Annotated in this window: 24 protein-coding genes and 4 tRNA genes; 22 read left to right on the top strand and 6 right to left on the bottom strand. The window is 60.3% G+C overall.

Annotated elements, in window-relative coordinates; genetic code table 11:
* Positions 1-38 precede the first annotated feature (38 nt).
* From BK670_RS23345 to BK670_RS23325, 5 genes are all read left to right on the top strand, one after another.
* Positions 39-114 (top strand) — tRNA-Glu (locus tag BK670_RS23345).
* A 2-nt stretch (positions 115-116) separates the two neighbouring features.
* Positions 117-192 (top strand) — tRNA-Gly (locus tag BK670_RS23340).
* Between the two features lie 104 nt (positions 193-296).
* A tRNA-Glu gene (locus BK670_RS23335) sits at positions 297-372 on the top strand.
* Positions 373-374: 2 nt separating this feature from the next.
* A tRNA-Gly gene (locus tag BK670_RS23330) sits at positions 375-450 on the top strand.
* 199 nt (positions 451-649) lie between these two features.
* A complete protein-coding gene (locus tag BK670_RS23325) occupies positions 650-2,011 on the top strand; it encodes an MATE family efflux transporter (RefSeq protein WP_123453296.1) in 1,362 nt (453 codons plus the stop codon).
* A gap of 50 nt (positions 2,012-2,061) precedes the next feature.
* Here BK670_RS23325 and BK670_RS23320 read toward each other — a convergent pair whose 3' ends face one another.
* From BK670_RS23320 to BK670_RS23310, 3 genes are all read right to left on the bottom strand, one after another.
* Positions 2,062-2,700 (bottom strand): LysE family translocator, encoded by a 639-nt coding sequence (locus tag BK670_RS23320; RefSeq protein ID WP_123453292.1) that lies wholly within the window; start codon positions 2,698-2,700, stop codon positions 2,062-2,064.
* Position 2,701: 1 nt separating this feature from the next.
* Positions 2,702-3,472 carry a 2OG-Fe(II) oxygenase gene (locus BK670_RS23315; RefSeq protein WP_123453290.1) on the bottom strand — a complete coding sequence of 257 codons (771 nt, stop codon included), beginning with the start codon at positions 3,470-3,472 and terminating at the stop codon, positions 2,702-2,704.
* 90 nt (positions 3,473-3,562) lie between these two features.
* Positions 3,563-4,189: an alanyl-tRNA editing protein gene (locus BK670_RS23310; RefSeq protein ID WP_123453288.1), complete on the bottom strand. Its 627-nt coding sequence runs from the start codon at positions 4,187-4,189 to the stop codon at positions 3,563-3,565.
* 90 nt (positions 4,190-4,279) lie between these two features.
* On the opposite strand from BK670_RS23310, the gene BK670_RS23305 reads away from it, so the two are divergent.
* Positions 4,280-5,278, top strand: a complete 999-nt coding sequence (locus tag BK670_RS23305) for a LysR family transcriptional regulator (RefSeq protein WP_123453286.1) — start codon at positions 4,280-4,282, stop codon at positions 5,276-5,278.
* Between the two features lie 61 nt (positions 5,279-5,339).
* Here BK670_RS23305 and BK670_RS23300 read toward each other — a convergent pair whose 3' ends face one another.
* Positions 5,340-5,747 carry a PA2817 family protein gene (locus tag BK670_RS23300; protein ID WP_123453284.1) on the bottom strand — a complete coding sequence of 136 codons (408 nt, stop codon included), beginning with the start codon at positions 5,745-5,747 and terminating at the stop codon, positions 5,340-5,342.
* 74 nt (positions 5,748-5,821) lie between these two features.
* The gene (locus BK670_RS23295) at positions 5,822-8,269 is read right to left on the bottom strand and encodes an acyl-CoA dehydrogenase (protein WP_123453281.1); all 2,448 of its coding nucleotides are present in this window, start codon (positions 8,267-8,269) and stop codon (positions 5,822-5,824) included.
* Positions 8,270-8,517: 248 nt separating this feature from the next.
* On the opposite strand from BK670_RS23295, the gene BK670_RS23290 reads away from it, so the two are divergent.
* The 4 genes from BK670_RS23290 (at position 8,518) to BK670_RS23275 (ending at position 11,686) form a co-directional block, all read left to right on the top strand.
* Complete coding sequence (locus BK670_RS23290; RefSeq protein ID WP_123453279.1) at positions 8,518-9,177, top strand: transglutaminase-like domain-containing protein; 660 nt, start codon at positions 8,518-8,520, stop codon at positions 9,175-9,177.
* 43 nt (positions 9,178-9,220) lie between these two features.
* Entirely contained in the window at positions 9,221-9,844 is a 624-nt protein-coding gene (locus BK670_RS23285; protein WP_123453277.1) for a glutathione S-transferase family protein, read from the top strand.
* Positions 9,845-9,977: 133 nt separating this feature from the next.
* Positions 9,978-10,910 (top strand): ABC transporter ATP-binding protein, encoded by a 933-nt coding sequence (locus tag BK670_RS23280; RefSeq protein ID WP_123453275.1) that lies wholly within the window; start codon positions 9,978-9,980, stop codon positions 10,908-10,910.
* Positions 10,907-11,686: an ABC transporter permease gene (locus tag BK670_RS23275; RefSeq protein ID WP_123453273.1), complete on the top strand. Its 780-nt coding sequence runs from the start codon at positions 10,907-10,909 to the stop codon at positions 11,684-11,686. The genes BK670_RS23280 and BK670_RS23275 overlap by 4 nt, the downstream gene beginning before the upstream one ends.
* Before the next feature lie 147 nt (positions 11,687-11,833).
* Here the strand turns inward: BK670_RS23275 and BK670_RS23270 are convergent, their stop codons facing one another.
* Positions 11,834-12,352 carry a DUF2062 domain-containing protein gene (locus BK670_RS23270; RefSeq protein WP_122842567.1) on the bottom strand — a complete coding sequence of 173 codons (519 nt, stop codon included), beginning with the start codon at positions 12,350-12,352 and terminating at the stop codon, positions 11,834-11,836.
* A gap of 136 nt (positions 12,353-12,488) precedes the next feature.
* On the opposite strand from BK670_RS23270, the gene BK670_RS23265 reads away from it, so the two are divergent.
* The 12 genes from BK670_RS23265 to BK670_RS23210 all read left to right on the top strand — a co-directional run bounded on the left by BK670_RS23265 (position 12,489) and on the right by BK670_RS23210 (position 24,013).
* A complete protein-coding gene (locus BK670_RS23265; protein ID WP_123453271.1) occupies positions 12,489-14,723 on the top strand; it encodes a DNA internalization-related competence protein ComEC/Rec2 in 2,235 nt (744 codons plus the stop codon).
* 101 nt (positions 14,724-14,824) lie between these two features.
* Entirely contained in the window at positions 14,825-15,460 is a 636-nt protein-coding gene (locus BK670_RS23260) for a MotA/TolQ/ExbB proton channel family protein (protein WP_042560451.1), read from the top strand.
* On the top strand, positions 15,457-15,885 hold the full coding sequence (locus BK670_RS23255) for an ExbD/TolR family protein (RefSeq protein ID WP_007908223.1): 429 nt from the start codon (positions 15,457-15,459) through the stop codon (positions 15,883-15,885). Before BK670_RS23260 ends, BK670_RS23255 begins: the two co-directional genes overlap by 4 nt.
* On the top strand, positions 15,885-16,895 hold the full coding sequence (lpxK, locus tag BK670_RS23250) for a tetraacyldisaccharide 4'-kinase (RefSeq protein WP_123453269.1): 1,011 nt from the start codon (positions 15,885-15,887) through the stop codon (positions 16,893-16,895). Before BK670_RS23255 ends, lpxK begins: the two co-directional genes overlap by 1 nt.
* Positions 16,896-16,916: 21 nt before the next feature.
* Entirely contained in the window at positions 16,917-17,102 is a 186-nt protein-coding gene (locus tag BK670_RS23245; RefSeq protein WP_003174668.1) for a Trm112 family protein, read from the top strand.
* The gene (gene kdsB / locus BK670_RS23240; RefSeq protein ID WP_123453267.1) at positions 17,099-17,863 is read left to right on the top strand and encodes a 3-deoxy-manno-octulosonate cytidylyltransferase; all 765 of its coding nucleotides are present in this window, start codon (positions 17,099-17,101) and stop codon (positions 17,861-17,863) included. Before BK670_RS23245 ends, kdsB begins: the two co-directional genes overlap by 4 nt.
* Positions 17,863-18,327: a low molecular weight protein-tyrosine-phosphatase gene (locus BK670_RS23235; RefSeq protein ID WP_016986041.1), complete on the top strand. Its 465-nt coding sequence runs from the start codon at positions 17,863-17,865 to the stop codon at positions 18,325-18,327. Before kdsB ends, BK670_RS23235 begins: the two co-directional genes overlap by 1 nt.
* Entirely contained in the window at positions 18,324-19,343 is a 1,020-nt protein-coding gene (gene murB / locus BK670_RS23230; RefSeq protein WP_123453265.1) for a UDP-N-acetylmuramate dehydrogenase, read from the top strand. The genes BK670_RS23235 and murB overlap by 4 nt, the downstream gene beginning before the upstream one ends.
* 314 nt (positions 19,344-19,657) lie before the next feature.
* Entirely contained in the window at positions 19,658-20,128 is a 471-nt protein-coding gene (locus tag BK670_RS23225) for a (2Fe-2S)-binding protein (RefSeq protein ID WP_122604981.1), read from the top strand.
* On the top strand, positions 20,125-22,446 hold the full coding sequence (locus BK670_RS23220) for a xanthine dehydrogenase family protein molybdopterin-binding subunit (RefSeq protein WP_123453263.1): 2,322 nt from the start codon (positions 20,125-20,127) through the stop codon (positions 22,444-22,446). Before BK670_RS23225 ends, BK670_RS23220 begins: the two co-directional genes overlap by 4 nt.
* A complete protein-coding gene (locus BK670_RS23215; protein WP_123453261.1) occupies positions 22,446-23,426 on the top strand; it encodes an XdhC family protein in 981 nt (326 codons plus the stop codon). Before BK670_RS23220 ends, BK670_RS23215 begins: the two co-directional genes overlap by 1 nt.
* Positions 23,423-24,013: a nucleotidyltransferase family protein gene (locus tag BK670_RS23210; protein WP_123453259.1), complete on the top strand. Its 591-nt coding sequence runs from the start codon at positions 23,423-23,425 to the stop codon at positions 24,011-24,013. Before BK670_RS23215 ends, BK670_RS23210 begins: the two co-directional genes overlap by 4 nt.
* Positions 24,014-24,042 lie beyond the last annotated feature (29 nt).

The following is a 24,042-nucleotide window of genomic DNA, read 5'->3' as shown; positions in this document are numbered from 1 at the left end:
ACATAGCGAAGCGCGGCAGGGAGTGAATGTTGTAGTGTGTCCCCTTCGTCTAGTGGCCTAGGACACCGCCCTTTCACGGCGGTAACAGGGGTTCGAGTCCCCTAGGGGACGCCAATGCGGGAATAGCTCAGTTGGTAGAGCACGACCTTGCCAAGGTCGGGGTCGCGAGTTCGAGTCTCGTTTCCCGCTCCAATTTTAAACAGCAGCGCTTTCGGGCGGTGCTGAGTGAAACCAGAACCAAGTCTTCGGATGCGGATCTGGACACCGAAACACACACCATGTGTTCCGGGTAGCGTGTCCCCTTCGTCTAGTGGCCTAGGACACCGCCCTTTCACGGCGGTAACAGGGGTTCGAGTCCCCTAGGGGACGCCATTGCGGGAATAGCTCAGTTGGTAGAGCACGACCTTGCCAAGGTCGGGGTCGCGAGTTCGAGTCTCGTTTCCCGCTCCAATTTCACAAAAACGCCGCTCAATAGAGCGGCGTTTTTGTATGCGCGTTTTTTGTGTTTCTCCTGCCTGTTACAAATTTCCTACCGCGAATCCGCGAGAAACGGAAAGGTCTGACAGCCTGCGCAAAACGATTCTGGGATAACGATCAGCCGGCTGGCGTGGGTCGTCGAGCCGTTCTGTCGAATCCAGAGATCTTTCCAATGTCCTTTAAATCAATATCGCGCGGCAGCTTGCCAGAGATACGCGCCACGGCACTTCTCGCACTGCCTTTGGTCATCGGCCATGTCTGTGCCGGTTTGATTGCCTTCGTTGACAATCTGATCGCCGGCAATCACGGCACCGACACATTGGCGGCCGTCACACTGGGCACCGCGTTGCTGTGGCTGCCGATGCTGGTGCCGATTGGCACGTTGATTGCGCTGACGGCTTCGGTTGCCCGTTTACAGGGCGCCAAGCGAAGCCATGAGATAGCGCCGATCTTTCGCCAGGCGTTATGGCTGGCGCTGTTCATGGGGCTGTTGATGTTTGTTTTTCTGAGCCTTGTGCCGATGGCGCTCGCACCTGCCGGGATCGCTGCCGAAATGATTCCCGGTGCAGAGGCGTTTCTGCATGCAGTGCGGTGGGGAAGCCCGGCGCTGACGTTGTTTTTCTGCATGCGTTATTTGTGCGAAGGGATGCACTGGATGCGTCCGACGATGATTTTCAGTTTCGGCGGTCTGCTGGTGCTGGCGCCGTTGGGCTACGTGTTGACCAATGGCAAGTGGGGTTTTCCCGAAATGGGCGCGCAGGGGCTGGGCATCGCTTCGGCAGTGATGATGTGGCTGCAGGCGCTGCTGTTTGCGGGCTATCTGTGGTACGGCAAGCGTCTGGCACATTTGCAGTTGTTTGCGCGTTTCGATGCGCCGAGCCTTACAGGCATCAAGGATCTGTTGCGAACCGGCATGCCAATCGGCATTGCGATTCTGATGCAGGGCAGCCTGTTTATTGTCACTTCGCTGCTGGTCGGGCGATTGGGTTCGACGTTCCTGGCCGCACATCAGATTGCGGTGAACCTTGCGCAGTTGTGTTTCATGATCCCGGTCGCCGTGGCGGAGGCGACCACGGTGCGGGTAGGGCATGCGCTGGGGCGCGGCGATCTCAAGGGCGTCAGGCAAGCCGCAGGCGCCGGGTGTGTCATCGTGCTGGTTGCGCAGAGTGTGTCAGTCGCGATCCTGCTGTTGGGCAATGAGGCAATTGCCAGCCTTTACAGCTCGGATGTTGCGGTCACGGCATTGGCCTCGACCCTGTTGCTGTTCGCCGCCGCGCTGCAGTTTCCCGACGGTTTGCAGATGCTTTCGGCGGGCGCATTGCGTGGCCTTCAGGACACACGTGTGCCGATGTGGCTGGCGGTTTTCTGTTATTGGGGTGTCGGCGTGCCACTGGGCGCGGGTTTGGCATTTGGCCTGGAGTGGGGGCCGCAAGGAATCTGGACGGGCCTGATCACCGCCCTGAGCCTGGCAACACTGCTGATGGGCGCGCGATTTATCCATAGCAGCCGGATCAGGGTGGCTGCCGTCAGTTGAAAAAAAGGCCCGTCGATGAGCATCGACGGGCCTTTTTGCGTGCCTTTGAGTTACCAGGACATCATCAGGCGACCGGCAAACAGGATCAGTACGACACCCATGGTGCGCTCGAACCAGTGCCCCATGCGCAGGAACAGCAGGCGTACTTTGGCGCTGGAGAAAAACAGCGCGACGATCACGAACCACGATGCGTTCACAAAGCACATCCACAGTCCGTATAGCGCCTGAATTTTCAGTGGTGTGCTGGCGCTGATGATCGTGGTGAAGATCGCCAGAAAAAACAGCGTGGCCTTGGGGTTGGTGGCGTTGGTCAGGAACCCGGTGGTGAAAGCCTTGAGTAGTGTTTGCTCGACCACGGGTTCGTCGACAGTCTTCTCACCTTCGATTGCTGACTTGGGTTTGCTGCGTAACAGGCTGACACCCAGATACAGGATGTAGGCGCCACCAATGACTTTGGCCACGGTTAGCAGCCAAGGGGTGGTGTGCATCAATGCACCGACCCCAAGTAATGTATACAAGACATGCACGGAGATGCCCGCGCCGATACCCAGCGCCGTACAAATGCCCACCACTCGGCCAAAACGCACGCTTTGGCGGATGGTTACGGCGAAGTCCGGTCCGGGGGCGACGACGGCCAGAAAGTGGATGGTGGCCAACGCGAGAAATTCGCCCAGGTAGTTCGATAACATCTCAGCTCCAGAAAGTCAGGGGGGAAGCATTGCCGCGGTAGCCGACAAAGAACGAAAGGCTCAGGCGCGGGTCCGCCACACCGGGGGTTACCGAGTGCATGCAGCGCGAATTGAACATGATGAAATCGCCGGGATTCGGCCGCACCTCAAGGGCTGGCGGGCCGAGCAGGGCAGGGTCGATGCCGTAACTGGCGCCGCGCATTTCGTCGAACTGATCCGCAGAAATGTCGTCATCCCACATTTGCAGTGCGCCGCCTTCGGTCGGCATGTTCAGGTAAACATTGCAGGCGAACTGTGCTTCCAGGCTGCGGGCCTGAAAGCTGTCCGGGGCATCTTTGGCAAAGATGTCGTGATGGGCGAGGAAGCACACCCCGGGCTTAACTACGCGGGACAGGCCGACATACATTTTACGTCCGTAAAGGTTTTCCAGATGCGCCCCGGCTGGCCATGACTCGTCGAGCATGCAGCGCAGCGTATCAACGGGTGAAGAGTAGGGAGCGCAACGCTTGCGCAGTTCCGCGATATTGCTGGTGGCGCGCTCGAAGTAGTCTTCGATAAGCAACGGCTGATTTTCCGCTTCATAAAACGCCATACCAATGCGGCCAATACTCGGTGCGTTGATGTAGCCTTCAAAACCAGGCCCCAGGATCTTGTCGCCAATCTGGATCGCCAGCGGCTCAGGCAAAAAGCCTTTGACGCGGATGGCAAGGACTTCTTCGTTGGCCAGTTTTTTTATGCACGTCTCATCGAGACGCTCGACGTCTAGCATCATTTTTTGTAGGTCCATCTATCGATAGTCAACGGAACCGGCGAACGCGGTCCCCCCGGCGTCGAGCGATGCGCGCTGCACCGCCCAAAATCCTTAATCCACGCTGTAATGGACCGACAAGGTGCCCTTTTTCTGCGACAGGGACGCGATCGTGACTGTGCCCAAATCCTTCAGGCTGCGTACATGGGTGCCGCCGCAGCCGTAGGCCGGCAGCTCACCGAAACTGATTTCCCGCGCGCCTTCACGCAGCGAGGTCAGGCGCGGCAGATCGTGTTCGATCCACTGGCCGATGCCGTATTGAACGGCGTCTGCATCGACTTCCTGAGCGATATCGCCCGGTTTGAATTGCACACGGCCTTCATCAGGCCAGTGATGTGCCTTGATCGGCGTCCAGCCCATGGCTTGCACGAAATGCCCGATCAGGTGGCCGGCCGAATGCATGCGCGTGTTGAAGCGACGACGTTCTTCGTCGATGCGAATGCTGGTCATGCCGAGGGGCACAGGGTGCTCGACGAAATGAATGATGCGATCCGTCTCCTGCACCACGCGCAGCACCTGGCTGTCACCGATCCAGCCAGTGTCGCAGGGCTGGCCACCCCCTTGCGGATGAAACAGCGTGGCGCGCAGCACCACGGCAAATTCGGTGTCGCGGGGCGTGCAGTCGAGGACTTCCACATTGGCCTTGAGGTCATCACTATGGAAAAAGAGGCGAAGCGTCATATTCCATGCCCTTATTAAAGTTTCTTTTTTTATTATATGAATCGTGTAATAACGTGATAATCCGTTAAAACCTCAAAGGACTTGTGCGCTGTGAGCATAAATCTTCCACTACCGCTGCTCGGTGAGATGGCGATCTTCGTGAAAGTCGTGGAGACCGGCAGTTTTTCTGAAGCGGCCCGCCAGCTCGGTTCATCGCCGTCGGCGGTCAGTCGCAGCATTTCGCGTCTGGAAAAAGCCCTGGCTACGCGGTTGCTGCAGCGCACTACGCGCAAGCTGCGACTGAGTGACGGCGGGGAAGAGGTGTTCAAGCGCTGTCAGGAGATGGTCAGCGCGGCCAAGTCGGTGATGGAAATCAGCGGTCAGTTCACCCATGAAGCGGAAGGACTGGTGCGCGTCAGCGTGCCGAAAGCGGTGGGGCGCTTCGTGATTCATCCACACATGCCGGAGTTTCTGCGGCGTTATCCCAAGGTCGATGTCGAGTTGCTGTTGGAGGATCGTCAGGTCGATTTGATCGACGACCATGTCGATCTGGCGATTCGCATTACCGATCGGCCACCCGCCGGGCTGGTCGGTCGGCAATTACTGACCATCGACCACTTGCTCTGTGCCACGCCGCAGTACCTGGCCGAACACGGCACACCGACTCACCCGCATGATTTGCTCAATCACAGTTGTATTTATCTGGGCGAAACCCCGAGCGACGCGCGCTGGAAATTCAAGCGGGGCACCAAAGCGGTGACAGTCGGTGTGCGTGGTCGTTATGCCGCCAATCACACGGGCGTGCGATTGGGGGCGGTGTTGCAGCACATCGGCATCGGCAGCCTGCCGTATTTCACTGCCCGCTATGCGCTTGAGCAAAAGTTGGTGGTACAGGTGTTGCCGGACTGGACGTTTCTTGCTTCCTATCATGGCGGATTGTGGTTGCTGCACTCGCCGACGCGTTATCTGCCACCCAAGTTGCGGGTGTTTATCGACTATCTGGTGGAGTGCCTGCAGAAAGAGCCGACCTTGAGCAAACCGGGCAAATCGGTGGGGGAGAGCAACGCCGCGATGGCGTATGAATTGCCCGAAAGCGAAGGTCTACTCTGACGCCAGCGCAAAAAAATGCCCGCATGGTCAACCATGCGGGCATTTTTATAACGGTGGGAAATCAGTGCTTGCTGTCCTGAGCGGACATCGCCAGCAGCTGTTTTTCCTGATTCCAGTCGAACGGCTCATCGTTCTGTTCGGCTTCGTAGCGACGTTCTTCCAGTGCCTGATACAAGTCGATCTCTTCATCGGACAGGTAGTGCAGGCAGTCGCCGGCGAAGAACCACAGCAGATCGCGCGGGATCAGGTGGGCGATCTGCGGATAACGGCTAATCACTTGAGTCAGGATGTCCTGGCCCAGGTATTGGCTTTCGATCGGTTCGATCGGTAGCGATGCCAGCAGTTCATCGAAGCGCTCCAGGAACAAGGCATGGCTTTCTTCGGGCACCTGATCGGCCTCACCTACGGCGACCAGGATACTGCGCAGGTGGTCGAGCAAAACAAGATGATCGGCAACGACGTTGGACACGAGATAAGTCCTCAAGAGCAAAACGGGCGCGGGAGTATAAAGCGCCCGCGCGCGCATTGACATGCCTGTCAGGATCAGCGGACTTTGCCCTCTGCCAGCGCCAGCTCCTCTTTGTCGAAATCGTCGACGTCGATCACCTTGCGTCGTGCCGCTTCGGCATCGCGCAGACTCTGCGCTTCCACCGGTTGCAACACCCCGGCCTCAAGTGCTGCATCGATGGCATGTTCACCCGCGGCCGGTTTCACCTGACCGCTTTTCAGCGAGGTGTGCAGTTTTTTGTGCAGTGGCTGCGCGGCATTCAGCAAATCACTGGCGTGTTGCAGCGCGCCGACTGCATCGTCTGCCGACTGCGGGCGATAGCAACCGGCGAGCAGTTCTTCCAGTGCCGGATCGCCCTTGGCGCGACCAATGACGCCAGCCACTTCGGCACCGAGTTTGTCCGACGGGCCTTTGTGACGACGACCGAACGGGAAGACAATGGCGCGCAACAGACAACCGAACACTTTGTTCGGGAAGTTGCGTAGCAACTCGTCCAGCGCCCGTTCCGATTGGCCGAGGCTTTCTTCCATCGCCCATCTGAAGAGCGGTTCCATATACGCCGGCGAATCCAGATCGTGATAACGCTTGAGCGCGGCCGAGGCCAGATACAGGTTGCTCAATACATCGCCCAGACGGGCCGACAGACGTTCGCGACGTTTCAGTTCGCCGCCCAGCAGCATCATGCTGAAGTCGGCGAGCATGGCGAATGCCGCGGCCTGACGATTGAGTGCGCGGAAGTAGCCCTGGCTGATCTTGTCGCCCGGCGCATGTTCGAAATGGCCGAAACCGAGGTTCAGCACCAGCGTGCTGGCGGCATTGCTCACGGCGAAACCGATGTGTTTGAGCAGCAAGCCGTCGAACTCTTTCAGCGCCTGATCCTTGTCCTCACGACCGGCGAGAGCCATTTCCTTCAGTACGAACGGATGGCAGCGAATCGCACCCTGACCGAAGATCATCAGGTTGCGCGAAAGGATGTTCGCGCCCTCCACAGTGATGAAGATCGGCGCGCCGTTCCAGCTGCGCCCGAGGTAGTTGTTCGGGCCCATGATGATCGCCTTGCCGCCGTGCACATCCATGGCGTGGCTGATGCACTCGCGGCCGCGTTCGGTGAGGTGATACTTGAGAATCGCCGACAGCACCGACGGCTTCTCGCCCAGATCCACCGCGTTGGCGGTGAGCATCCGTGCCGCGTCCATCATCCACGCGTTGCCGCCGATGCGCGCCATGGCTTCCTGAATACCTTCGAAAGCCGACAGCGGTACGTTGAATTGTTCACGAATCTGCGCGTACTGACCGGTAACCAGGCTGGTGAACTTGGCCGCGCCAGTGCCGACAGCCGGCAACGAGATCGAACGGCCGACCGACAGGCAGTTCATCAGCATCATCCAGCCCTTGCCGAGCATCTCCTGACCGCCGATGAGGAAGTCCAGCGGGATGAACACGTCTTTACCCGAATTCGGGCCGTTCATGAACGCCGCACCCAGTGGCAGGTGACGACGACCGATTTCCACGCCTGCGGTATCAGTCGGAATCAGCGCGAGGCTGATGCCGAGGTCTTCCTTGTCGCCCAACAGATGTTCCGGGTCATAGGCCTTGAAAGCCAGGCCGAGGAGGGTCGCGACCGGGCCGAGGGTGATGTAGCGTTTTTCCCAGTTCAGGCGCAGGCCGATGACTTCCTGACCTTCCCATTGGCCTTTGCAGATGATGCCGGTGTCGGGCATCGCACCGGCATCGGAACCTGCCAGTGGGCCGGTGAGGGCGAAGCAGGGGATGTCATCGCCGCGGGCCAGGCGTGGCAAGTAGTGATTGCGTTGTTCGTCGGTGCCGTAATGCAGCAGCAGTTCGGCCGGGCCGAGGGAGTTGGGCACCATCACGGTGGAGGCGAGGTCACCGCTACGGGTGGCGAGTTTCATCGCCACTTGCGAGTGGGCGTAAGCCGAGAAGCCCTTGCCGCCAAATTCTTTCGGGATGATCAGGGCGAAGAAGCCGTGTTCCTTGATATGCGCCCAGGCTTCGGCCGGCAGGTCCATTGACTGGCCGATCTGCCAGTCAGTGACCATCGCGCAAAGCTCCTCGGTCGGGCCGTCGATGAACGCCTGTTCTTCTTCGCTCAATTGCACCTTGGGATAGGCCAGCAGTTTGTCCCAGTCCGGACGACCGCTGAACAGCTCGCCATCCCACCACACAGTGCCGGCGTCGATCGCGTCGCGCTCGGTCTGCGACATGGGTGGCAGGGTTTTCTGGAACCAGCTGAACAGCGGCGCAGTGAAATGTTTGCGGCGCAGGTCAGGCAACAGCAGCGGTGCAGCGACCACCGCCAGCAAGATCCACAACACCGCCAATAACCAGCCCGGCGCATGACTGAAAATACCCATCGCCAGCAGATAGACGGCCACGATGCCCAGCGCGGGCAGCGGGGCGGTACGCCGGTGGGCGAGATATGCCACGCCAACGATCAAAACCAGTATCCACAACAACAGCATATTCAGTCCTCCGTGAACCAAGGCAAAACGACCCTCCAGAGCTTAGACGGCATCTGTAAAACCGGGTGGTCAGACCAAGGTGATTGAAATCGTGGGAAACCCCGGATGGTTTTCGTAGGTTCGGTGGGCAACACGTGTGGGAAATCGTTCGCTGATCCCGCGTCTTTGCGTCCAAGTTTGGCCGAAACGTCGTTATCTCTGTGCTGACGCTGTCGCTAGACTCGGGGCTCACCCAGGAGATTGTCGTCATGCACGAGTATCTGAGCCCCGGCCGCTTCATCGATAGTGACCACCCGGCGGTGGTGGAGTTCGCCGAACAACATCGGGGTGCCAGCCGCGATCCGCTCGAGCAGGCGATCAGTCTTTATTACGCCGTGCGTGAGGCGGTGCGCTACAACCCCTACACCTTCAGCCGTGATCCGCAGACCTTGCGTGGCAGCTATGCGCTGGCAACGGGGGAGAGTTATTGCGTGCCGAAAGCCACGCTGCTCGCCGGTTGTGCGCGGCATTGCGGGATCCCGGCACGCATCGGTCTGGCCGATGTGCGCAATCACCTGTCGACCCCGCGCCTGCTCGAGCTGCTGAAGAGCGACATGTTCGCCATGCACGGTTACACCGAGTTGTTCCTCAATGAGCGCTGGGTCAAGGCCACGCCGGCGTTCAATCAGAAACTCTGCGAATTGTTCAACGTTGCACCGCTGGAGTTCGACGGCGTTAACGACAGCGTTTTTCACCCGTTCAACCGTGACGGTGCGCAGTTGATGGAGTATCTGGTCGATCACGGTCAATTCGCCGATGTGCCGGAAACGTTCTTCTTCGAACATCTGCAAAAGTGCTATCCGCATCTGTTCACTGATCTGCAGCCGCAACGGCTGGGCGATATGCAGAGTGATTTGAGCCGTACCTGATCCGGCGTATGCTGCCTGCCCACTCATTTGAAAAGAGGCGGTCATGCTGAAGATCTGGGGACGGAAAAACTCATCGAATGTCAGGAAGCCATTGTGGGCGGCTGAAGAGCTGGGCCTGGCCTACGAGGCGATCGATGCCGGCGGCGCATTCGGTGTGGTCGACACACCCGAGTACCGGGCGATGAACCCGAACGGCCGGGTGCCAGTGATCGAGGACGACGGTTTCGTGCTGTGGGAATCCAACGCCATCGTCCGCTATCTGCTGGCCAGACATGCGCCGGACAGCCACTGGTATCCGGCGGATCTGCAAGCGCGAGCCATCGCTGACAAATGGATGGACTGGACCACTTCAAGTTTTGCCGGCCCCTTCCGCACGGTGTTCTGGGGCGTGTTGCGCACCCCGGCGGACAAGCAGGACTGGGCTGCGATCAACGCTGCGATCAAGGAATGCAATGAGTTGCTGAGCATGGCCGACCATGCCTTGGCCAGTCAGCCCTATCTCTCTGGACAAGACATCGGCATGGGCGATATCCCGTTGGGCAGTTTCATTTATGCCTGGTTCGAGATGCCCATCGAGCGCGCGCCACAGGCGCATCTGCAAGCCTGGTACGAGCGCTTGAAGCAGCGTCCGGCTTACCAGAAAGCGGTCATGACCGCGTTGACTTAATACTTACTATCGACACACTTGACTGTACTTGTGCGGCGGCGGCAAGCACCATTGCGCTCGGGTGCTGCGGTTGTTTCCCTCGCCGCCCGCCCTTATGTATCCCTTTCTTCCCTTCTTGGTGCGTAAATCCGATATGAGTTCCGCTCTGTCCATCCGGCAGCTAACCAAAACCTACGGCAACGGGTTCCAGGCCTTGAGTGGTATCGATCTGGACGTCGCCGAAGGTGACTTTTTCGCCCTGCTCGGCCCTAACGGTGCCGGCAAATCCACGACCATCGGCATTCTCTCGACCCTGGTGAACAAGACCAGCGGCACAGTGAATATCTTCGGCCATGACCTGGACAAGAACCCGGCAGCGCTCAAGCGCTCGATCGGCGTGGTGCCCCAGGAATTCAACTTCAACCAGTTCGAAAAGACTTTCGACATCGTCGTGACCCAGGCCGGTTACTACGGCATTCCGGCGAAAATCGCCAAGGAACGCGCCGAGCAGTACCTGACCCAGCTTGGTCTATGGGACAAACGCGATGTGCCGTCACGTTCGTTGTCCGGCGGCATGAAGCGGCGCTTGATGATCGCCCGTGCGCTGGTGCACGAACCGCGTCTGCTGATCCTCGACGAACCGACTGCCGGGGTCGACATAGAGCTGCGCCGCTCGATGTGGACGTTCCTCACTGAACTGAACCAGAAAGGCATCACCATCATCCTCACCACGCACTATCTGGAAGAGGCTGAGCAGTTGTGCCGCAACATCGGCATCATCGACCACGGCACCATTGTCGAGAACACCAGCATGAAACAATTGCTGGGCCAGTTGCACGTCGAAACCTTCCTGCTGGACCTGAAAAACGACTTGAGCGCCGCGCCGCAATTGCTCGGCTATCCGGCCCGGTTGATCGACAGCCATACCCTGGAAGTCCAGGTCGACAAGTCCATGGGCATCACGGCGCTGTTCACTCAGTTGGCGCAGCAAAACATCGAAGTGCTGAGCCTGCGTAACAAAACCAATCGCCTCGAGGAGCTGTTCGTGTCCCTGGTGGAGAAAAATCTGTCGAAGGTGGCGGTATGAGTTCCGAATTCCGACCCAACCTCGTCGCCCTGCAAACGATCGTTTACCGCGAGGTCAAACGCTTTACGCGGATCTGGCCACAAACCCTGCTGCCGCCGGCGATCACCATGGTTCTGTACTTTGTGATCTTCGGTAATCTGATCGGCCGGCAGATTGGCGACATGGGTGGTTTCACTTACATGGAGTACATCGTACCGGGGCTGATCATGATGTCGGTGATCACCAACTCCTACGGTAACGTGGTCTCGAGTTTCTTCGGCAGCAAGTTCCAGCGCTCCATCGAAGAGTTGATGGTGTCGCCGGTGTCGCCGCACACGATTCTGATCGGCTTCACCATTGGCGGTGTGTTGCGTGGTCTGATGGTCGGCGTGATCGTGACCATTCTGTCGCTGTTTTTCACCCATTTGCAGGTGCATCACCTTGGTGTGACGGTGCTGGTGGTGGTGCTGACGGCGACGATTTTCTCGCTGCTGGGCTTCATCAACGCGGTGTTTGCGCGCAACTTCGATGATATTTCGATCATCCCGACCTTTGTGCTGACGCCGCTGACGTACCTGGGTGGGGTGTTTTACTCGATCACCTTGCTACCGCCGTTCTGGCAGACCGTGTCGCTGGCCAACCCGGTGCTGCACATGGTCAACGCTTTCCGCTACGGCATTCTGGGCGTGTCGGATATCAAGATCGGCATCGCGATCACCTTCATGCTTGTCGCGACCGTTGTGCTGTATCTCGGTTGTGCGCGGTTGCTGGTAAGTGGGCGCGGGATGCGTACCTGATCCGGAACCGCGTCGATTTCTTCGCGAGCAGGCTCGCTCCCACATTGGATCTATGTTGTGCTGAAGATCTCCTGTGGGAGCGAGCCTGCTCGCGAATGCAGACGCCACAAATCAAAACGGCCTCCCACTGCGGAGGCCGTTTTGCATTCAGCGCATGCGACTTTTCTTGCGCCGCGCCCATTGCCGCGCCACCCACCAGCGCCAATACATCATCACAATGCAGTAGGCGAGGGCGCCGAGTACCAGTCCCACCACCACCGAGCCGAGCAGAAACGGCTGCCACAACGTCGACAACTCGCCGCTGATCCACTCCCAAGTCAACTCGTCCGGCAGATGCCGGGCGGGCACATCCATCAAAAACGCCCCGGCCTGATAGGTGCAGAAGAACACCGCCGGCATGGTGATCGGATTGGTCAGCCAGACCAGACTGACGGCAATCGGCATGTTGCCCCGTACGGTGATCGCCAGCGCGGCCGCCACCAGCATCTGCGCCGGTATCGGCAGGAACGCGGCGAACAGACCGACCGCCATCGCCCGGGCGACGGAGTGACGATTGAGGTGCCAGAGGTTCGGGTCATGCAGCAACTTGCCGAGAAAGCGTAAGGATTTGTGTTCCCTGATGCTCGTCGGGTCAGGCATGTAACGTTTGAATAAGCGCCGGGGCATAAGGCTTCTCGGTCGGTTAAGGCGGCAAGTATGTCTGGATTCTACGAAGCGCCCATTCAGACTTTGTGACAATTGTTGACGACGCTCGTGCCCGACACCCGCTATGCCTAGTTGTGGGACTCTCAAGGACGGGCTTATGCGCACAGGGATGATGGCGCTCGCAGTCGGTCTGCTGGTCGCGGTTTTTATGCCGGCATTACCGCCGGTCTGGTTGATGCTGTTGTTGCCGGTCGTGGTGTTGATGCTGCTGCCGTTTCGCAGCTATCCCTTGGCGTTTTTGCTGTTTGGCTTCACATGGGCCAGCGTCGGTGCGCAATGGGCGTTGAATGACCGTTTACCGACCGGGCTGGATGGCGAAACCCGGTGGGTTGAAGGGCGGGTTGTCGGTTTGCCGCAGAACAGTGACGGCGTGGTGCGCTTCGAATTGGCCGATGCGCGATCACGTCACGAAAAGCTGCCATCGCTGATGCGGCTCGCCTGGTACGCCGGGCCGCCGGTCAACAGTGGCGAGCGTTGGCGTTTGGCAGTCAAGCTCAAGCGTCCCGGTGGCTTGCGCAATCCATATGCGTTCGACTATGAGGCCTGGCTGCTGGCGCAACGCATTGGCGCCACCGGCACGATCAAGGACGGCCAGCGCTTGAGCGAAGCGCGCTGGGCTTGGCGTGACAGCATTCGCCAGCGTTTGCTGAGCGTGGACGCGCAGGGGCGAAACGGCGCATTGGCGGCGCTGGTGCTGGGCGACGGTTCGGGACTCAGTCGCGAGGACTGGCAGATTCTGCAGGACACCGGAACGGTGCACTTGCTAGTGATTTCCGGTCAGCACATCGGTTTGCTGGCGGCGCTGATGTATGGGCTGGTCGCCGGCCTGGCGCGATTTGGCCTGTGGCCGCTGCGCTGGCCATGGCTGCCGTGGGCCTGTGGTCTGGCGTTCGCAGCAGCACTGGGCTATGCCTTGCTCGCCGGGTTCGATGTGCCGGTGCAGCGCGCCTGCGTGATGGTCGGGCTGGTGCTGTTGTGGCGCCTGCGCTTTCGTCATCTTGGCCCATGGTGGCCACTGCTGCTGGCGTTCAACGCTGTGCTGTTGCTGGACCCGCTCGCCAGTTTGCGCCCGGGTCTGTGGCTCTCGTTTGCAGCGGTGGCGGTGCTGATTTTTACCTTTGGCGGCCGCTTGGGCGCGTGGCGCTGGTGGCAGACCTGGACGCGGGCGCAATGGTTGATCGCGATTGGTTTGTGCCCGGTGTTGCTGGCGCTGAACCTGCCGATGAGCCTCAGCGGGCCGCTGGCCAATTTGCTCGCGGTGCCCTGGGTCAGTCTTGCGGTGTTACCGCCGGCGCTGCTCGGGACGGTGTTGTTGCCGGTTCCTTATGTCGGCGCCGGCCTGCTATGGCTGGCCGGCGGTTTGATCGATGGGCTGTTTCGCACGCTGGCAATGATTGCCTGGCATTGGCCGGCGTGGATCGTACCCTCGATACCCGTTTGGCTCTGGGCCATCGGCAGCCTCGGCGCCGTGTTGTTGCTGTTGCCGCGCGGCGTGCCGCTGCGTCCACTGGGCTGGCCGTTGCTGTTATTGCTGATCGTGCCGCCGCGCGAGCGGCTGGATGAAGGCCTGGCCGATATCTGGCAGCTCGATGTCGGCCAAGGCCTGGCCATCCTGATTCGTACTCGTCATCACGCATTGCTCTACGATGCGGGGCCGCGCTTTGGTGAGTTCGATCTCGGCGAGCGTGTGGTGCTGCCCGCATTGCGCAAACTCAGTGTGGAAAAACTCGATTTGATGCTGCTCAGTCATGCTGACGCCGATCACGCTGGCGGCGCTTTGGCGATCAGTCGTGGGTTGACCGTTGATCAGGTGATCAGCGGCGACCCGGCGGGATTGCCCGCGCAATTGAACGCCGGAGACTGCGCAAGTGGCCGGCAATGGCAGTGGGACGGCGTGCGTTTTCAACTCTGGCAGTGGGCGGACGCTCGCGACAGCAATCAGCGTTCCTGCGTATTGCAGATCGAGGCCAATGGCGAGCGCTTGCTGCTGACCGGCGATATCGACACCCACGCCGAACGCGTGCTGCTCGACAGTCCATTGGCCGTGCCGACGCAATGGCTGCAGTCACCTCATCATGGCAGCCGCAGTTCATCGTCAATGGCGCTGCTCAAAGTCCTGAAGCCTGAGTCCGTGTTGATCTCTCGAGGCCAGGGCAACTCCTTTGGCCATCCGCATCCGACTGTGTTGGCGCGTTATCGCAAACTGAGCCTGCAGATTTACGACAGCGCCGAGCAGGGTGCCATTCATCTGCAATTGGGTCGCTTCAGGGCGCCACGCACGATGCGTCATCAGCGGCGGTTCTGGCGTGATCCGCCCGCACTGACCCGCTGATCGGGACGTGGGTCAATGGGGCGTCACGGTCGTCGGGGCGGCGGGTCTTAATCGTCAATCGGTATGGTAAAGTGGCGCACTTTTTCGAGGGGACTGTCACTGTGTGGGAATTGGTCAAATCCGGCGGCTGGATGATGTTGCCGATCATTCTGAGCTCCATCGCGGCTATGGCGATCGTTGCCGAACGCCTGTGGACCCTGCGCGCCAGTCGCGTCACCCCCGAGCATCTGCTGGGCCAGGTCTGGGTCTGGATCAAGGACAAGCAGCTCAATAAAGAAAAACTCAAGGAATTGCGCGCCAATTCGCCGCTGGGGGAAATCCTCGCCGCCGGTCTGGCCAACTCCAAGCATGGTCGCGAGATCATGAAAGAGTGCATCGAAGAGGCCGCCGCCCGGGTCATTCACGAACTCGAACGCTACATCAATGCGCTGGGCACCATCGCCGCCATGGCGCCGCTGCTGGGCCTGCTGGGCACGGTGCTGGGCATGATCGATATTTTCAGCGCGTTCACCGGTTCGGGCATGACCACCAACGCTTCGGTCCTGGCCGGTGGTATCTCCAAAGCGCTGATCACCACCGCAGCGGGCCTGATGGTCGGTATCCCGGCGGTGTTCTTCCACCGCTTCCTGCAACGCCGCATCGATGAATTGGTGGTGGGCATGGAGCAGGAAGCGATCAAACTGGTTGAAGTGGTGCAGGGCGATCGTGACGTCGACCTGGCCGAGGGCCGCGCGTGAAATTCCGTCGCAAGCCTCGGGAAACCATCGACATCAACCTCGCGTCGCTGATCGACGTGGTGTTCATTCTGCTGCTGTTTTTCGTCGTGACCACCACGTTCACTCGCGAAACCCAGCTGCGCGTCGATCTGCCGGAGGCGGTTAGCGGCTCGCCAGCCGAAGATCAACAGCTCAAGCAGATCGACGTCGCCATCAGCGCCGAAGGTGTGTTTTCGGTGAACAACAAGATTCTGCCGAAGAACGACCTGGCGACCCTGATGGAAGCCATGCAGAAAGAGTCCAACGGCGACACCAACATGCCGTTGTCGATCAGTGCCGATGGCAAGACTCAGCATCAATCCGTGATCACCGCCATGGACGCGGCCGGCAAGCTCGGTTTCAGCCATCTGCGCATGACCACGGTCGAGGCGGCGCCCAAATCCTGATGAGCCTGTCCGATCGCTTGCTCGCCGCGTGGTATCAGGGGCACCCGGCCCTGACGCTGCTGCGGCCGCTGGAAATGCTGTATCGCCGCGTGGTGGTGGGAAAACGCCAGCGCTTTCTCGCCGGTCAGGGTGAAATCTATCAGCCGTCCGTGCCGCTGATCGTGGTCGGCAACATCACCGTCGGTGGCACCGGCAAGACGCCGATGATTCTCTGGTTGATCGAACATTGCCGGCGCAGCGGTTTGCGCGTCGGTGTGGTCAGCCGTGGTTACGGCGCCAAGCCGCCGCAACTGCCGTGGCGCGTTGAGGCCGAGCAAACTGCTGACATTGCCGGTGACGAACCGTTGCTGATCGTCCAGCGCACCGGCGTGCCGCTGATGATCGATCCCGATCGCAGCGCCGCCGTCAAAGCCTTGCTCGCCAGCGAACCGCTGGACCTGATTCTGTCCGACGACGGTATGCAGCATTACCGTCTGGCGCGGGATCTGGAGCTGGTGCTGATCGACGCCGCTCGCGGCCTTGGTAACAAACGCTGTTTGCCGGCAGGGCCGTTGCGTGAACCGATTGAGCGCCTGCAAAGTGTCGACGGCGTGCTGTTCAATGGTGCCAGCGAAGACCGCGACGACGGTTTCGCTTTCCGCCTGCAACCGACCGCACTGGTCAATCTGCGCAGCGGCGAGCGCAAGTCGCTCGATCATTTTCCGCCCGGCCAGGCCGTGCATGCGGTGGCCGGGATCGGCAATCCACAACGTTTCTTCAATACCCTCGAAGCGCTAGACTGGCGAGCAGTCCCCCATGCGTTTGCCGACCACGCCGAGTACAGCGTGCAGGCCTTGAATTTCACACCGTCATTGCCATTGGTGATGACCGAAAAAGACGCGGTGAAGTGCCGTGCCTTCGCGGCTGCCGACTGGTGGTATCTGGCGGTCGATGCACTGCCGTCGCCAGCCTTTGTGGCTTGGTTCGACACGCAGTTGGTGCGCCTGTTGCCGGATCGTCTTTTGCCTTAATTTTTTACTCAGGGAAAGTTCATGGACACCAAATTGCTCGATATCCTCGCGTGCCCGATCTGCAAAGGCCCGCTCAAGCTCAGCGCTGACAAGACCGAGTTGATCAGCAAGGGCGCCGGTCTGGCCTACCCAATCCGCGACGGCATCCCGGTGATGCTCGAAAGCGAAGCCCGCACCCTGACCACCGATGAGCGTCTGGATAAATGACCACTGCCTTTACCGTTGTCATCCCGTCGCGTTTTGCCTCGACCCGTTTGCCGGGCAAGCCGTTGCTGGACATCGCCGGCAAGCCGATGATCCAGCACGTCTGGGAACAGGCGAGCAAAAGCAGCGCCAGCCGTGTGGTCGTCGCGACCGACGATGCGCGCATCGTCGAGGCCTGCAAGGCTTTTGGTGCCGAAGTGGTGCTGACCCGTGAGGATCACAATTCCGGCACCGATCGTCTGGCCGAAGTCGCGGCGAAACTGGGTCTTGAGCCCGACGCGATCGTGGTCAACGTGCAGGGTGACGAGCCGCTGATCCCGCCGAGTGTGATCGATCAGGTCGCCGCCAATCTGGCTGCCCACACCGAAGCGCGCATGGCCACGCTGGCCGAGCCGATCGAAGACGTGGACACCCTGTTCAATCCGAACGTGGTCAAGGTCGTCAGCGATCTCAACGGTCTGGCGCTGACCTTCAGCCGCGCGACCTTGCCCTGGGCGCGCGATGCGTTCGCCAAGAGCCGCGAGCAATTGCCGGAAGGCGTGCCGTACCGTCGTCACATCGGCATTTATGCCTACCGTGCCGGTTTCCTTCACGATTTCGTGAGCTGGGGCCCGTGCTGGCTGGAAAACACGGAATCCCTCGAGCAACTGCGCGCCCTGTGGCACGGTGTGCGGATTCATGTCGCCGACGCGCTGATCGCGCCGCCAACCGGCGTCGACACCGCTGAAGACCTCGAGCGCGTTCGTCGCCTGCTGGAGGCCTGATGCGCGTTCTGTTTGTGTGCCTGGGCAACATTTGCCGTTCGCCCACGGCCGAAGGCGTACTGCGCCACAAATTGCGTGAAGCGGGGCTGGCGGATCAGGTCGAGGTGGCCTCCGCCGGCACCGGTGACTGGCACGTCGGCAACCCGCCGGACAAGCGCAGCCAGGCCGCCGCCAAAGTGCGCGGCTATGACCTGTCGGCGCAACGCGCGCAGCAGGTCAGCCGTGCCGATTTCGCCAGTTATGACCTGATTCTGGCGATGGACAACAGCAACCTGCGCAACCTCAAGGCGTTGCAGCCATCCACCGGCAAAGCCGAGCTGGATCTGTTTCTGCGCCGTTATGCCGGCGTCGTCGATGAAGTGCCAGATCCGTATTACGACGGCGATCAGGGTTTCGAGCAAGTGCTGGACCTGATCGAAGCTGCATGTGACCAATTGTTGATCGAAGTGAAGGGCCGGTTATGAGTTTGCAGGTGCAACCGCAGGTTTCCCTGAAACCGTTCAACAGTTTTGGCGTGGATGTGCGCGCGCAACTGTTCGCCGAAGCCCACAGCGATGCCGATGTCCGTGAAGCGCTGGCCTATGCCACCGCGCACGATGTGCCGTTGCTGGTGATCGGCGGTGGCAGCAACTTGCTGCTGACTGCCGACATCGCGGCGCTGGTGCTGCGCATGGCAACGCGCGGGATCCACGTGATCAGCGATGATGGCAGCCGCGTGGTGATCGAGGCTGAAGCCGGCGAGCCGTGGCATCCCTTTGTGCAATACACGTTGGCGCAGGGCTTTTCCGGACTGGAAAACCTCAGCCTGATTCCCGGCACGGTCGGCGCCGCGCCGATGCAGAACATCGGTGCCTACGGTGTCGAGATCAAGGATGTGTTTGCCGGACTGACTGCGCTGGATCGCCAGACCGGCGAATTGCGCGATTTCAGCCTCGAAGAATGCAACTTCGCCTACCGCGACAGTCTGTTCAAGCAGCAGCCAGGGCGTTGGCTGATTCTGCGCGTGCGTTTTGCGCTCGACCGCGTCGCCCATCTGCATCTGGAATACGGCCCGGTGCGTCAGCGCCTGAGCGAGCAGGGTATCGAGCAGCCGACGCCGACCGACGTCAGTCGCGCGATTTGCAGCATCCGCAGTGAAAAACTGCCGGACCCGGCGGTGCTCGGCAACGCCGGCAGCTTCTTCAAGAATCCGCTGGTGTCGGCGGCCATCGTTGCCCAGATCAAAGCGCAACATCCGGATATGGTGGCGTACGCGCAACCGGACGGGCAGATGAAACTGGCCGCCGGTTGGTTGATCGAGCGGGCCGGCTGGAAAGGTTTCCGCGAGGCCGATGCCGGCGTGCATAAGTTGCAGGCACTGGTATTGGTCAACTACGGGACGGCAACCGGGCTGCAACTGCTCGATCTGGCGCAACGCATCCAGAAAGACATTGCCGAACGTTTCAATGTCGAGCTGGAAATGGAGCCCAATCGGTATTGAAGCAGCTGCGAGCTTCAAGCTTTTAGCGGCAAGCTACAATCTTTCCAACATGAACCAGCTATTGCCTTTACGTGCAGCGTGTAGCTAGAAGCTCGCCACTGAAAAGCCCTGTCTCAGCAGGGCTTTTTTGTTAATGCTGGGTTAACTTAGCGAGCTAACGATAACCGTCATTTGCTCCACCAAAGGCCCGGTGCAGACGTTCCCGTCGGCACAAGAGAGCCTGATTAGCCTGAGTCGATCTGCGTGAACCACCGCCGATTCAACGGCGGCAGATTGCTCGACCCGATAACCACCAAAAATATGCGGGCGTGCCCATGATTACCCTGAAACTCAACGGTCAAGACCATCCCCTCGATGTCACTGAAGACATGCCACTGTTGTGGGCGATTCGTGATGTCGCCGGTTACAACGGCACCAAGTTCGGCTGCGGCATGGGCTTGTGCGGCGCCTGCACCATTCATATCGACGGCTTGCCGGCGCGCAGTTGCATCACGCCGATCGGCTCGGTGGTCGGCCAGAACGTCACCACTATCGACAACCTGCACGCCGATCCGGTGGGTCAGATCGTCCAGCAAGCCTGGCTCGACACGGCTGTCGCCCAATGCGGTTTTTGTCAGGGCGGGCAAATCATGTCGGCCACTGCGTTGCTCAAGACCAACCCGAACCCGAGCGACGAGCAGATCGAAGAAGCCATGGTCGGCAACATCTGCCGCTGCGGCACCTACAACCGGATCAAGACCGCGATCCGTCAGGCGTCCACGCACTTGAAGGAGGCCAAGGCATGAGCCACCTGCCGAATGATTTCGCCCTGAGCAATCTCAGCCGTCGCGGTTTCCTCAAAGGCGTCGGCGCCACCGGCGCCCTGGTGCTGGCCGCCAGTTGGGGTTGGCAGGATGCGTTGGCCGAGGACAAACCGAAGCAATTCGGCGCCGATGGCATGCCCAATGGCTGGATTGATGATCCGAAGGTCTATGTGAGCATTGCCGCTGACGGCACCGTCACGGTGGTCTGCAACCGCTCCGAGATGGGCCAGGGCGTGCGCACCAGTCTGACCATGGTCGTTGCCGATGAGCTGGAAGCCGACTGGGCCCGGGTCAAAGTGCAGCAGGCGCCGGGTGATGAGGTGCGCTTCGGTAACCAGGACACTGACGGTTCGCGCAGCATGCGCCATTGGTTTGAACCGATGCGGCGTTGCGGCGCGGCCGCGCGAACCATGCTTGAGCAGGCGGCTGCTGCGCAGTGGAACGTGCCGGTAGGCGAATGCCACGCACAGTTACATAAAGTGCTGCACAAACCGTCCGGCCGTGAACTGGGTTATGGCGAACTTGCCGCCGCCGCCAGTGCGTTGCCGGTGCCGGCGCGCGACAGTCTGCGCCTCAAGCAGCCGTCGGAGTTTCGCTACATCGGCAAGGAAGGCACGAAAGCCATCGATGGCGCAGACATCGTCAACGGTCGTGCGGTATACGGCGCCGATGTGCATTTCGATGGCATGTTGTACGCGACCATCGCCCGTCCGGCGGTGTACGGCGGCAAGGTCAAATCGCTGGATGATAGCGCCGCGCTGAAAGTCCCCGGCGTGCTTAAAGTGCTGCAGATCGAAAGCCGCCCGCTGCCTTCGGAATTTCAGCCGTTGGGCGGTGTGGCGGTCGTGGCCAGCAATACCTGGGCCGCGATCAAGGGCCGCGAGGCGCTGAAAATCGAATGGGACGACGGTCCGAACGCCAGTTACGACTCGATCGCCTATCGCAAGGAGCTGGAAGCCGCATCGCTGAAACCCGGCAAAGTGGTGCGCAACACCGGTGATATCGACAAGGCCCTGAGCGGTGCTGCCAGTACCCTCGAAGCTTCTTACTATTTACCGCATCTGGCCCAGGCGCCGATGGAGCCGATGGTCGCCATCGCCCGGTACAAGGACGGCGTTTGCGAAGCCTGGGCACCGAGTCAGGCGCCACAAGTCACCCGCGAGCGCATCGCCGAGCGTCTTGGACTGCCGTTCGATAACGTCACCTTCAATGTCACCTTGCTTGGCGGTGGTTTCGGTCGCAAGTCGAAACCGGATTTCGTCGTCGAAGCAGCGATTCTCGCCAAAGAATTTCCCGGCAAGGCTGTGCGGGTGCAATGGACCCGTGAAGATGACATTCACAACTCGTATTTCCACACTGTGTCCGCCGAGTATTTGAAGGCGGGCGTGGGCAAGGACGGCATGCCGTCCGGCTGGTTGCATCGCACCGTGGCGCCGAGCATCACCGCGCTGTTCGCGCCGGGCATGAACCATGAAGCAGCCTTCGAGCTGGGCATGGGCTTCACCAACATGGCCTACGCGATTCCCAACGTGCGCCTGGAAAACCCCGAAGCGACCGTGCACACGCGGGTTGGCTGGTATCGCTCGGTGTCGAACATTCCCCATGGTTTTGCCATCCAGAGTTTCGTCGATGAGCTGGCGCACAAGGCCGGTGAGGATCCGCTCAAGTATCAGATCAAACTGCTTGGCCCTGATCGCCAGATCGACCCGCGCACCTTGAGCGAAGAGTGGAACTACGGCGAGTCGCCCGAGCGTTATCCGATCGATACCGGGCGTATGCGTACGGTGCTGGAAACTGCTGCGAAGGCGGCCGGTTGGGGCCGCAAACTGCCCAAGGGCCGTGGTCTGGGCCTGGCAGTGCATTACAGCTTCGTCACTTACGTGGCGGCGGTGATCGAAGTCGAGGTCAAGGATGATGGTTCCTTGATTGTGCACAAGGCGGATATCGCCGTGGATTGCGGGCCGCAGATCAATCCTGAACGCATTCGCTCACAGTTCGAAGGCGCGTGTGTGATGGGCCTCGGTAATGCGGTGCTGGGGGAAATCAGCTTCAAGGATGGCAAGGTGCAGCAGGACAACTTCCACATGTACGAAGTGGCGCGCATGTCGCTGGCGCCGAAGGAAGTTGCCGTGCATCTGGTGACGCCGCCGGGCGACGTACCTTTGGGCGGTGTCGGCGAACCGGGCGTGCCGCCGATTGCTCCGGCCCTGTGTAACGCGATCTTTGCCGCCACCGGCAAGCGCATCCGCAATCTGCCGGTGCGTTATCAACTGCAGGGCTGGCAGAAGGCAGAAGCTTAATGGACAGCGTCGATCTCAATGTCTTGCGCAGCGTCCTTGAATGGCGCCGCGCCGGACAGCGGGTGGTGCTGTTCAGTGTGGTGCAGACTTGGGGCACGGCGCCGCGGGCGCCCGGTGCCATGCTCGCCTTGCGTGAGGATGGCGTGGTGATCGGGTCGGTGTCGGGCGGCTGCGTCGAGGATGACTTGATCGCCCGTCTGCACGACGGGCGCATCGCCATCGATGGGCCGCCGGTGCAGTTGATCACTTATGGCGTCACACGCGAGGAGGCAGCGCGCTTTGGCTTGCCTTGTGGCGGCACGTTGCGCCTGACTGAAGAGCGTGTCGGCGATCCTGCGTGGGTCGCTGAATTACTGTCCCGTTGCGAGGCTCACGAGATCGTCGCTCGCGAGTTGAACATCGAAACCGGTGAAGTGCTGCTGTCACCGGCGAGTAAAAGTGATTCGCTGGAGTTCGATGGCAAAACCCTGCGCGCAATCTACGGGCCGCGCTGGCGCTTGCTGTTGATCGGTGCCGGGCAGTTATCGCGCTACGTCGCGGACATGGCGCGGCTGCTGGATTTCGAAGTGCTCATCTGCGATCCGCGCACCGAGTTTGTTTACGGTTGGGAAGAGCACCACGGTCGCTTCGTCCCGGGCATGCCGGATGACGCGGTGTTGAGCATCCAGACCGATGAGCGCACGGCGATTGTCGCGTTGACCCATGATCCGCGTCTGGATGACATGGCGTTGCTGACGGCGCTGGATTCGCCGGCCTTTTACGTCGGCGCACTCGGCTCGCGGGTCAATAGTCAGAAGCGCCGCGAAAATCTGGCTCAGCTAGGCTTGTCGGTACAGGCGATCGAACGCCTGCACGGGCCAATCGGTCTGCACATTGGTAGTCATTCGCCGGCAGAAATTGCCTTGTCATTGTTGGCGGAGATTGTCGCGATCAAGAACGGCGTGGAGTTGAAGCAGAAGAAAACTTTGGAGGACGCATGAGTCGATCCATTGCAGTGATTGTGCTGGCGGCGGGTGAGGGCAGCCGTTTTCGCCAAGTGGCGGGTGCCGATAAGGACAAGTTGCTGGCGGACTGCACCGGGAGGGATGGCGCGGTGCGTTCGGTGATCGAGCAGGTGCTGGTGAATCTGCCGGCCATTCTCGACAAGCGCGTGCTGGTGACGACCGAGGCGCGGCCGCAGGCGATGCGCATGGCGCAGGCGTATGGCTGTGACGTGGTCTCGATTGAATCGACCGGGATGGGCGACAGTATTGCTGCGGGCGTCGCGGCATGCCCGGAGGCGGATGGCTGGTTGATTGTGTTGGGGGATATGCCGTTTATCTTGCCGTCGAGTATCGAGCGGGTGGTCGCGGCCATTGCCGATGATGCGGTGAGCGTGCCGGTTCAGGGTGGCGAGTTTGGTCATCCGGTGGGGTTTGGGCGCTCGTTTGGTCCGGGGTTGCAGGCATTGAGAGGCGATCGTGGGGCCAGACCGTTGTTCAAGCAGGGGAGGGTGGTGGAAGTGGCGGTGGATGATCCTGGGGTGTTGTGGGATATCGATGTACCGGAGGCGTTGGTTTTCAAATAACAGCAAGATCAAAAGATCGCAGCCTTCGG

The organism is Pseudomonas fluorescens (genome assembly GCF_003732425.1).
In the GTDB taxonomy this organism is placed as follows: Bacteria; Pseudomonadota; Gammaproteobacteria; order Pseudomonadales; family Pseudomonadaceae; genus Aquipseudomonas; species Aquipseudomonas fluorescens_BE.
The sequence above is the reverse complement of the archived record's forward strand: the minus strand, read 5'-3'. Positions and strand labels throughout refer to the sequence as shown.

Coding starts and splice junctions, on each gene's coding strand:
- BK670_RS23325 (WP_123453296.1), top strand. CDS start 650: ATGTCCTTTAAATCAATATCGCGCGGCAGCTTGCCAGAGATACGCGCC.
- BK670_RS23320 (WP_123453292.1), bottom strand. CDS start 2,700: ATGTTATCGAACTACCTGGGCGAATTTCTCGCGTTGGCCACCATCCAC.
- BK670_RS23315 (WP_123453290.1), bottom strand. CDS start 3,472: ATGATGCTAGACGTCGAGCGTCTCGATGAGACGTGCATAAAAAAACTG.
- BK670_RS23310 (WP_123453288.1), bottom strand. CDS start 4,189: ATGACGCTTCGCCTCTTTTTCCATAGTGATGACCTCAAGGCCAATGTG.
- BK670_RS23295 (WP_123453281.1), bottom strand. CDS start 8,269: ATGCTGTTGTTGTGGATACTGGTTTTGATCGTTGGCGTGGCATATCTC.
- BK670_RS23290 (WP_123453279.1), top strand. CDS start 8,518: ATGCACGAGTATCTGAGCCCCGGCCGCTTCATCGATAGTGACCACCCG.
- BK670_RS23285 (WP_123453277.1), top strand. CDS start 9,221: ATGCTGAAGATCTGGGGACGGAAAAACTCATCGAATGTCAGGAAGCCA.
- BK670_RS23280 (WP_123453275.1), top strand. CDS start 9,978: ATGAGTTCCGCTCTGTCCATCCGGCAGCTAACCAAAACCTACGGCAAC.
- BK670_RS23275 (WP_123453273.1), top strand. CDS start 10,907: ATGAGTTCCGAATTCCGACCCAACCTCGTCGCCCTGCAAACGATCGTT.
- BK670_RS23270 (WP_122842567.1), bottom strand. CDS start 12,352: ATGCCCCGGCGCTTATTCAAACGTTACATGCCTGACCCGACGAGCATC.
- BK670_RS23265 (WP_123453271.1), top strand. CDS start 12,489: ATGCGCACAGGGATGATGGCGCTCGCAGTCGGTCTGCTGGTCGCGGTT.
- lpxK (WP_123453269.1), top strand. CDS start 15,885: ATGAGCCTGTCCGATCGCTTGCTCGCCGCGTGGTATCAGGGGCACCCG.
- BK670_RS23245 (WP_003174668.1), top strand. CDS start 16,917: ATGGACACCAAATTGCTCGATATCCTCGCGTGCCCGATCTGCAAAGGC.
- kdsB (WP_123453267.1), top strand. CDS start 17,099: ATGACCACTGCCTTTACCGTTGTCATCCCGTCGCGTTTTGCCTCGACC.
- BK670_RS23235 (WP_016986041.1), top strand. CDS start 17,863: ATGCGCGTTCTGTTTGTGTGCCTGGGCAACATTTGCCGTTCGCCCACG.
- murB (WP_123453265.1), top strand. CDS start 18,324: ATGAGTTTGCAGGTGCAACCGCAGGTTTCCCTGAAACCGTTCAACAGT.
- BK670_RS23225 (WP_122604981.1), top strand. CDS start 19,658: ATGATTACCCTGAAACTCAACGGTCAAGACCATCCCCTCGATGTCACT.
- BK670_RS23220 (WP_123453263.1), top strand. CDS start 20,125: ATGAGCCACCTGCCGAATGATTTCGCCCTGAGCAATCTCAGCCGTCGC.
- BK670_RS23215 (WP_123453261.1), top strand. CDS start 22,446: ATGGACAGCGTCGATCTCAATGTCTTGCGCAGCGTCCTTGAATGGCGC.
- BK670_RS23210 (WP_123453259.1), top strand. CDS start 23,423: ATGAGTCGATCCATTGCAGTGATTGTGCTGGCGGCGGGTGAGGGCAGC.